This is a genomic window from Streptomyces sp. C, from assembly GCF_000158895.1.
Lineage (GTDB): Bacteria > Actinomycetota > Actinomycetes > Streptomycetales > Streptomycetaceae > Streptomyces > Streptomyces racemochromogenes.
Genome location: NZ_GG657750.1, coordinates 1,792,833 through 1,801,797, shown reverse-complemented (window position 1 = coordinate 1,801,797; position 8,965 = coordinate 1,792,833). Strand labels below are relative to the sequence as shown.

The 8,965-nt window shown below is 74.0% G+C and carries 6 protein-coding genes and 1 pseudogene; 4 read left to right on the top strand and 3 right to left on the bottom strand.

Annotated elements, in window-relative coordinates; genetic code table 11:
• Positions 1-31: 31 nt before the first annotated feature.
• Both SSNG_RS07930 and SSNG_RS07925 read right to left on the bottom strand, forming a co-directional pair.
• Positions 32-1,093, bottom strand: a complete 1,062-nt coding sequence (locus SSNG_RS07930; RefSeq protein WP_063749877.1) for a phosphatase PAP2 family protein — start codon at positions 1,091-1,093, stop codon at positions 32-34.
• 275 nt (positions 1,094-1,368) lie between these two features.
• On the bottom strand, positions 1,369-2,508 hold the full coding sequence (locus SSNG_RS07925; protein WP_050779574.1) for a glycosyltransferase family 39 protein: 1,140 nt from the start codon (positions 2,506-2,508) through the stop codon (positions 1,369-1,371).
• A 286-nt stretch (positions 2,509-2,794) separates the two neighbouring features.
• Between SSNG_RS07925 and SSNG_RS07920 the strand changes: the two genes are divergently transcribed.
• Positions 2,795-4,537, top strand: coding sequence for an MFS transporter (locus SSNG_RS07920; RefSeq protein ID WP_007263284.1), 1,743 nt, complete (start codon positions 2,795-2,797; stop codon positions 4,535-4,537).
• Positions 4,538-4,631: 94 nt separating this feature from the next.
• On the top strand, positions 4,632-5,816 hold the full coding sequence (locus SSNG_RS07915; RefSeq protein ID WP_007263283.1) for an acyl-CoA dehydrogenase family protein: 1,185 nt from the start codon (positions 4,632-4,634) through the stop codon (positions 5,814-5,816).
• Between the two features lie 43 nt (positions 5,817-5,859).
• Here SSNG_RS07915 and sepF read toward each other — a convergent pair whose 3' ends face one another.
• Entirely contained in the window at positions 5,860-6,318 is a 459-nt protein-coding gene (gene sepF / locus SSNG_RS07910) for a cell division protein SepF (RefSeq protein WP_007263282.1), read from the bottom strand.
• A gap of 284 nt (positions 6,319-6,602) precedes the next feature.
• Here sepF and SSNG_RS07905 point away from each other — a divergent pair, with 284 nt between their 5' ends.
• Both SSNG_RS07905 and SSNG_RS07900 read left to right on the top strand, forming a co-directional pair.
• Positions 6,603-7,925, top strand: coding sequence for a DUF5685 family protein (locus tag SSNG_RS07905; RefSeq protein WP_042800714.1), 1,323 nt, complete (start codon positions 6,603-6,605; stop codon positions 7,923-7,925).
• Between the two features lie 78 nt (positions 7,926-8,003).
• A pseudogene (locus SSNG_RS07900) lies at positions 8,004-8,814 on the top strand (DUF1684 domain-containing protein).
• Positions 8,815-8,965 lie beyond the last annotated feature (151 nt).

The window sequence follows — 8,965 nt, the reverse complement described above, 5'->3', positions numbered from 1 at the left end:
GTGGGGCTGTGCGTACCGGCCCCGCGTCGGATCAGCCCCCGGTGGCCGGGCGGGCCGAGGCCCCCCGGGCGGAGGCCCGCTCGGTGTGCGCCGGCCGGCGGCTGCCGCCCGGGGTGATCGGGGTGCGCTCGGAGCGGATGACGTGCTGCCGGGAGACCTGGTGCGCGTGCGCGGCCGGGCGCAGCGCGGGGGAGTGCCCGGCGGGGGCCTGGGAGGCGGCGGCCGCCGGGGCCCCGTCCTCGGTGCCGGGGGTGCGCCCGGGCTGCCACTTCCCGCCCGCGGACAGCAGCGGGACGAGCGCGGCGGCGACCGGTTCGGAGACCCGGCCGTCCTCCAGCCGGCGGCGCCACTGCTCGCGCAGTCCGAAGACGTAGGCCTCGGTGCGGGCGATGAGCGGCTCGAACCAGGGCAGCGCCAGCATGATCAGGAGTCCGGCGGTCCAGCCGAGGAGGACGTCGCTCACCCAGTGGGTGCCGAGGTACACGGTGGTGGCGCCGACGCTCAGCGAGAGGACCCCGGAGAGGATGGACAGCACCCGCCGGGTGACGGTGGTGGAGGCCAGGTAGGCCAGGATCCCCCAGGTCACGACGGCGTTGGCGGTGTGGCCGGAAGGGAATATATCGCCGCCGGCGAAGAGCTCCGCGGAGCCGATCTGGGTGGCGTAGTGCGGGCCGAGCCGGCCGAGGCCGAGCTTGACGGAGCCCACGGTGATGTTCAGGAGCAGCAGCGCGACGCCGAGTGCGATCAGCGGGCGGAGGGTGTGCTGGCGCCAGGAGCGCCAGCCGAGCCAGGCCGCGACCATCACCGCGGTGGGCCCGCGCTGGCCGAGTACGACGAGGTAGTCGAGGAAGGCGTGGACCTGCGGCCACTGCTCGTAGGGCCGGAAGAACATGATCTGCCAGTCCAGGCGGACGAGCCAGGAGGTCGTCAGCACGAGCACGACGATCACCAGGTAGAAGGCGAGCGTCGCGGAGAGGAGCACGACGCGGTGCCGGCTCATCTGCGGAGTTTGCAGATGAGCCGGTCGCTCTGGTTCCCGGTCGAGCCGGGCGAACACCGGCTCCAGACGGGCAAGCATTTGGTCAGTACGCACTCAATCGACGTTACCGCGCGTCGAAGCGCACCCCGGGCGAATCGCGCGCTTTGTGATGACCATGTGATGTGGAGTGCGTCTCACGGGGGACTTAATTCCCCTTCTTCCGGCACTTGTTGGAACTTACCGGATTCAACTCCGGGAGTAGTGCCGCCGCAATTATCGGCATACTTACACGGTATTTATCGCGGCGGCTCAATTCCTTTGCACAACCATGGATTGGAATGATCCATTCCGTGATCGCCCCCACTCGCCCCCACTCGCCCCCGCCCGCCCTACGGGGGACCCGAACCGTTCAGCCAGAACGCCCCGTACACCGCCGAGGCCAGCGCCAGTACGCCCGGCACGGCAGCCGCCCGCCCGGTCCGCCACCGCGCCAGGGCCACCGCCAGGGGCAGCACCAGCGGGAACGCCGGCAGCAGCAGCCGGGGCTTGGAGCCGAAGTACCCGGAGGCGCACAGGGCCAGCGCCACCACGATCCCGCAGTACACCAGCAGCGCGGCCGGCTGCCGGTCGCGCACGCACAGCCGGTACAGCCACAGCACCAGCAGCACCCCGGCGATCAGCCCCACCCCGGCGGCGAACGCCGGGGAGGCCAGCCGCGCCCCGATGAACCGCGCGAAGGCCCAGCCCCCGTCGAAGCCGTTGCCCCAGCCCGCCTGCACGTCCAGGTAGCCCGTCAGCCCGCCGCCGGTCCGGGCCCCCACCCACAGCGCGTACGCCGCCGCCCCCAGCGGGGCCAGCAGCACCCCGGCCGCCATCCGCCACGAGCGGTCCCCGCGCCGCCAGGCCAGGGCCGCCGCCACCCACACCGCCGCGACCACCGCCGCCCCGACCGGCCGGGTCAGCCCCGCCCCCGCCGCGAGCAGGCCGGCCACGACCCACCGCCCGCGCAGCACCGCGTACAGCGCCCAGGCGGCCAGGGCGGTGAACAGCGACTCGCTGTACGCCATGGACTGCACGATCCCCACCGGCAGCGCCGCCCACAGCGCCACCGCGAGGACCCCGGCGCGCCGCCCGTGCAGCAGGTCGGCGACGGCGAAGACGCCCCACGCGGCGGCGAGCCCCGCCACCGCCGAGACCACCAGGCCCGCCGACCCGTACGACAGCCCCGTCGGCGCCGCCACCAGCCGCTCCAGCCAGGGCAGCAGCGGGAAGAACGCCAGGTTCGAATGGACGGCCCCGCTCGGCAGGACCACCTCGTACCCGTACCCCTCGGCGGCGATCCGCGCGTACCAGAGGGAGTCCCAACGCGCCGAGAGCAGGGTGTGCGGGCTGCTGCCGGCCGCCGCGCACCACAGCGCGAGCACGGCCAGCCCCAGCAGCCGCACGGCGGCGAAGGCCGCGAGCGCGGGCGCGGCACGGCGCGGTCCGGGGTATTTCGCGGGGGCGGCGTCAACGGGCAGAGTGGTCACGGGGACGAGTATCGGCGCCGCGACCGGCGAAGACGAAAACCGTGGACACGGAGCGTGAGCGGGCGCGCACGCGGGGGGAGAGCGGGCCGGGGCGAGTGGCGCACCCCACACGGGGGCCGCCGCCGGGATGAGAGCTTGGCCACGTGTGGGGCACGCGAACTCGCGTACGCTGACCCTTCACTCGCGTGTCGATGCCGGACCCCGTAGGACGCCGCACAGCGCACCACCCCGCGGCGATCCACGACGCTGTCCGCCGAGTGCGAGGGACCACCTGGGAGGTACATGCATGTCGGGGACGAACACGGCCGGCGACAGGATGCCCTCCCTCCGGCAGCGGGTCGCCGCCGTCTCCGGCGGGGCCAACCGCTGGGTGGTCCTGGCGGTCCTGTGCGTCAGCCTCGTGCTCGTCGCGCTCGACGCGACCATCCTGCACGTGGCCGTCCCCTCCGTCACCGAGGACCTGCGCCCCGGCTCCCAGGAGCTGCTGTGGATCGTCGACGCGTACCCGCTGGTCTGCGCCGCGCTCCTGATCCTCTTCGGCACCCTCGGCGACCGCGTCGGCCGCCGCCGGATCCTGCTCCTCGGCTACACCCTCTTCGGCGCCGCCTCCGCCATCGCCGCACTCGCCGACAACGCGCAGCTCCTGATCGCCGCCCGCGCCCTGCTCGGCGTCGGCGGGGCGATGATCATGCCGGCCACCCTGTCGATCCTGCGCCAGGTCTTCCCCGACCGGCGCGAGCGCGCCCTCGCCATCGGCATCTGGACCGCCGTCGCCGCGATCGGCGCGGCCGGCGGCCCCGTGCTCGGCGGCTTCCTCGTCCAGCACTTCTGGTGGGGATCGGTCTTCCTCATCAACATCCCGCTGATGGCCCTGATCCTCCCGCTCGGCCGCTGGCTGCTGCCCGAATCGAGGGGCGCGGCCGACGGGCCCTGGGACGTGCTCGGCGCGCTGATGGCCGCCACCGGCGTCCTCGGCGCGGTGCTCGGCATCAAGCGGATCGGCGCGGAACGGCAGCTCACCGACCCCGGGGCGCTGGCGCCGCTGCTGCTCGGCGTGCTCCTGCTGGTGCTCTTCGTGCGCCGCCAGAAGCGGCGCGAGCACCCGCTGATCGACATGCGGATGTTCTCCCGGGCCGCGTTCTCCACCTCCGTGGGCTGCATCGTGCTCGCCATGCTGGCGCTGGTCGGGCTGGAGCTGCTCGCCGTCCAGTACCTCCAGCTGGTGCTGGACCTCGGCCCGCTGGAGACCGGCCTGCGGCTGCTGCCGCTGACCTTCGCCGCCATGGCCGCCGGCGCCACCGGCTCCCACACCCTCCAGCGGGTCGGCCCGCGCACCATGGTCTCGCTGGGCTTCGTGCTCACCGCCGGCGCGGTGCTGCTGCTGACGCTGATGGGCCACGACGACCGGCCCGTCCTGCTGACCGCCGGCTTCGTCCTGCTCGGCTTCGGGCTCCAGACCACCCTCTTCGCCGCGTACGAGTCCATGCTGAGCGAGGCCCCGGCGGACTCCGCCGGCGGCGCCGCCTCCATAGGCGAGACCTCCTACCAGCTGGGCGCGGGCATGGGCATCGCCCTGCTGGGCAGCGTGATGAACGCCGCCTACCGGCCCGGCCTGCTGGACGTCCCCGGGGTTCCCGCCGAGGACTCCGCCGGCGCCGCGAACTCCCTCGGCGAGGCCTACCAGATCGCCGCCCACCTCGGCGGCGCGGCGGGGGAGTCCCTGCACACGGCCGCCCGGAACTCCTTCGTGCACGGGCTGCACGTCACCCTCGTCGTGAGCGCCTGCCTGCTGCTCGCGGGCGCCGTGATGGCGCTGAAGCTGCCGCGCACCATGGAGAACGCCGAGCCGGACGGCGGCGCCGGGTGCGGCGGGACCGCCGCGGACGCCGTCGCCGATGCGGGGGCCGCCGTACGCCTGCCCGCGCAGCCCGCGGGTCCGTCCCGGCCGGCCGCCGGGGCGCGGATCCCCGCCCCGGGACAGCCCGAGCGCGATCCCGCGGTCGGCGGCCGGCCCGGCCGCCAGGGCTGAGCGCCCCCGCCGCAGCCGGGGGTGGACCCGGGGCCCGGTCGGCGACAAACTTGCACCGCTAGGTTTCGCCCCACGTGGCCGCCGGGAGGCCCCTTTGTCCGCGCCGAAGACCCCGTTCGCCCCCACCGACCCGCTCGGACTCGACGAGCTGCTCGGCCCCGAGGACCTCGCCGTCCGCGACACCGTCCGCTCCTGGGCCGCCGACCGGGTCCTGCCGCACATCGCCCAGTGGTACGAGGACGGCGAGCTCCCGCAGATCCGCGAGCTGGCCCGCGAGCTCGGCTCCATCGGCGCGCTCGGCATGTCCCTGACCGGCTACGGCTGCGCCGGCGCGAGCGCCGTCCAGTACGGGCTGGCCTGCCTGGAACTGGAGGCCGCCGACTCCGGGATCCGCTCGCTGGTCTCCGTACAGGGTTCCCTCGCCATGTACGCGATCTGGAAGTACGGCTCCGAGGAGCAGAAGCAGCGGTGGCTGCCCGGCATGGCGGCCGGCGAGCTGATCGGCTGCTTCGCGCTGACCGAGCCCGACATCGGCTCCGACCCGGCCGCGATGCGCACGTACGCCAAGCGCGACGGCTCCGACTGGGTGCTGAACGGCCGGAAGATGTGGATCACCAACGGCTCGGTGGCCGCCGTGGCCGTCGTCTGGGCCCAGACGGACGAGGGGATCCGCGGGTTCGCCGTCCCCACCGACAGCGCCGGCTTCTCGGCGCCGGAGATCAAGCACAAGTGGTCGCTGCGCGCGTCGGTGACGAGCGAGCTGGTGCTGGACGACGTACGGCTGCCCGCGGACGCGGTGCTTCCGGAGGTCACGGGGCTGAAGGGTCCGCTGGGCTGCCTGAGCCACGCGCGGTACGGGATCATCTGGGGGTCGATGGGCGCGGCGCGCGCCAGCTTCGAGGCGGCGCTCGACTACGCGAAGACGCGGGAGCAGTTCGGCCGGCCGATCGGCGGCTTCCAGCTCACCCAGGCCAAGCTCTCGGACATGGCGCTGGAACTCCACAAGGGCATCCTGCTCGCCCACCACCTGGGCCGTCGCATGGACGCGGGCACCCTGCGGCCGGAGCAGATCAGCTTCGGCAAGCTCAACAACGTCCGCGAGGCCATCGACATCTGCCGCACCGCGCGGACCATCCTCGGGGCCAACGGGATCTCCCTGGAGTACCCCGTCATGCGGCACGCGACCAACCTGGAGTCGGTCCTCACCTACGAGGGCACCGTCGAGATGCACCAGCTGGTCCTGGGCAAGGCGCTCACCGGGCTCGACGCCTTCCGGTAGCCGGTGAGGATCCCCCAGCTACCGCTGGGAGGCACCCCCGGGCTCAGCTCTGGTTGAAGAAGTCGCGGGAGCGGCCGCCCGCCTCACCGCTGACGATCTGGGTGTCGGCCGGGGTCAGGAGGAAGACCCTGGTCGCCACCCGCTCGATCGACCCGCGCAGCCCGAAGGTCAGGCCGGCCGCGAAGTCGACCACGCGCTTGGCGTCGGTCGGGTCCATCGACGACAGGTTCACGATGACCGGGACGCCCTCGCGGAACAGCTCGCCGATGCCGCGCGCGTCGCGGAAGCCGTCGGGGGTCACGGTCGCGATGCGCCGGCCGCGCTCGACCGCGGAATCCGAGGCGACCTTCACCCGGGGGTCGGTGACCCACTGGTCGCCGGGGCCGGAGACCGAGCCCTGCTGGCGCTCCACCGCCTCCGCGTAGTCGTCGTCGTAGTACCGCTCGTCGTCGCTGTCCTCTACGAGACCCAACCACGCACTCGCCTTGCGTACCGAACCCATGGACGCCTCCTTTCACCGTGGCCAGTCTGTCTTCTTCTCCGCTGCCCCTATGGTCGTCCATGATGCTGACAACGCGCCAAGTGGATAGCCGCCGCGCAGATGTTTCGTGACGGGACTGGTGCAGAACATCCGTTGCACGGACGAGCTTCCCGGACGCTACCGCTGCTGACTGAGTGAAAATACGACCGCTGCCGCCGTCCGGGTGAGGCGCTGGGGCGTACGAGTGATCACCCTGGCTGGATACGATGCCCCGGAATCTTGCGTATGACACACGGGGGAAGCGGTTGTTCGGCATCGTCAGACCTTGCGCGCACCGGCTGGGCGAGCGTTTCAAAACGGAGTGGATGGCCCATCTGTGCGGCCTCTGCCTGGCACTTCGCGGTGACCACGGGCAGTTCGCCCGGATCGTCACCAACTACGACGGGCTGCTCGTCTCCGTCCTGACGGAGGCTCAGGCCGGTCCGCTGCCCGGCGCCCGGCGCACCGCCGGACCCTGCCCGCTGCGCGGCATGCGCACCGCGCCGGTCGCCAACGGCGAGGGCGCCCGGCTCGCCGCCGCCGTGTCGCTCGTACTGGCCTCGGCGAAGGTGCGGGACCACGTGGCCGACCGGGACGGCCTGTTGGCCCGCGCGCCGATCGCCGCCGCCGCGCGCAAGGTGGCCCGGGGCTGGGACCGGGCCGGCGCCCGCACCGGCGCCTCGCTCGGCTTCGACACGGCGGTGCTCGTGGACGCCGTGGACCGCCAGGGCGGCATCGAGTCCCTGGCCGGGATCGGCACGTCCGTGCTGGTGGTCACCGAGCCGACGGAGACCGCGACGGCGGCCGCCTTCGCGCATACCGCGGTCCTGGCGGGACGGCCAGGCAACGGCCCGGCCCTCGCCGAGGCCGGCCGGTACTTCGGGCGGCTCGCGCACCTGCTGGACGCGGTCGAGGACCAGGGCGCCGACGCGCTGGCGGGCGCCTGGAACCCGCTCACCGCCACCGGCACCTCCCTCGCCGAGGCCCGTCGGCTGTGCGACGACGCGCTGCACGGGATACGGCTCGCCCTGCGCGAGGTGGAGTTCGCCGACGCGGGACTCGCCCACCGGCTGCTGGTGCACGAGCTGCGCACCTCGGTGGACCGTGCGTTCGGCGCCTCCTCGTGCGGGCACGCCGCGACGAACTCGGCGGGTCAGGGCTACGGCCGGCCCCCGCAGGGCTACGGGCAGCCGGGCCACGGGCAGCCCCCGCAGGGGTACGCGGCCGGATACGGCCAGGGCGGCCCGTACGGCGGCGGCCAGGCCGGCCCGTACGCCCCGAGCGGGCCCGGGATGCCGCCGCCGATGGGCCCGGGCGGCCCCGGCGGTGGCGGTGGCGGCGGCGGCTTCGGCGGGCTCCCGCCGCAGAAGCCGCGCCGCGGACTGCTGGCCGGCTGCGCGGTGGCCATCGGCCTCTTCTGCACCTGCCGGCTGTGCTGCACGGAGCACGAGGGCCCCTGGTCCCGGCAGAAGCGCGACCCCTGGTGCGACGCGTGCGAGTGCTGCGAGAACTGCGACTCCTGCAGCAACTGCTGTGACTGCTGCAACTGCGACGGCTGCTGCTGCGACGGCTGCGGCTGCGACTGCTGATCCGGCGTCACTTTCCCCCAGGTCCGGACGGGTTACCGGAAGGTTCCCGCCCGGCCCGCGGGGGAAGGGCTGAGCGGCATGAGCGACGACGCAGAGACCAAGGCCTGGCGGGAGTGGCACGAGCACCGGACGGCCACCGTCTCCGCCCCGTACGGACCCCTCGCCCTGACGGCCACGCACTGGATCGCCGACTACCCGGAAGGTCGACTTCCGGCCGTTCCGGGGCAGTGGCGCGCCCACGACGGCGGGGTCCTGCTGAGGGCCTGCGCCGAGGACGGCGTCGAGCTCGACGGGCGGCCCCTCATAGGGGAGGCCGCCCTCGCCGCGGACGAGGGCCCGGCCCGCGCAGTCCCGGCTCGCGGCCGGGGAGGTACGGCTCGTGGTGATCCGGCGCGAGGGGCAGTGGGCGGTCCGCGTCTACGACCCCGCCGCCCCGGCCCGGCGCGCCTTCGCCGGGATCGAGGCCACCCCGTACGACCCCGCCCTCGCGCTGCCGGGGTACTTCCGCCCGTACCCCGAGCGGCGGACCGTCCAGGTCGGCAACGCCGACGGGCACGCCCGCGGCCTCGGCCTCGGCGGCGAGCTGGCCTTCACCCGCGAAGGCGTCCCGCACACCCTCCAGGTGGCCGTGGACGAGGGCGACGGCAGCCTCTGGGCCGTCTTCGCGGACGCCACCAGCGGCGGCTCCAGCTACCGCTTCCGCTTCCTGCACCCCGGCACGCCCGCCCCGGACGGCTCCATCACGGTGGACCTCAACCGGGCCCAACTCCCGCCCTGCGCCTTCGCCGACCACTTCATCTGCCCGTTCCCGCCGCCCGGGAACACCCTGCCCTTCGAGGTCGCCGCCGGGGAGCGACGGCTGAAAGGCGCCCTTGCCGCCGGTAACTGACGCCAGGACACTCCCGTTCAGCGTCACCCGGCGGACTTGTCAGGGGCACGACGAGAGTGCGGCTTCCCGGCCGCGCCCCCGCCGTGTCCCCCCACCGCCGCTCACGGGCTCCGGCACCCCCACCCGAGCCGGGCCCCCGACCCCCACCCGG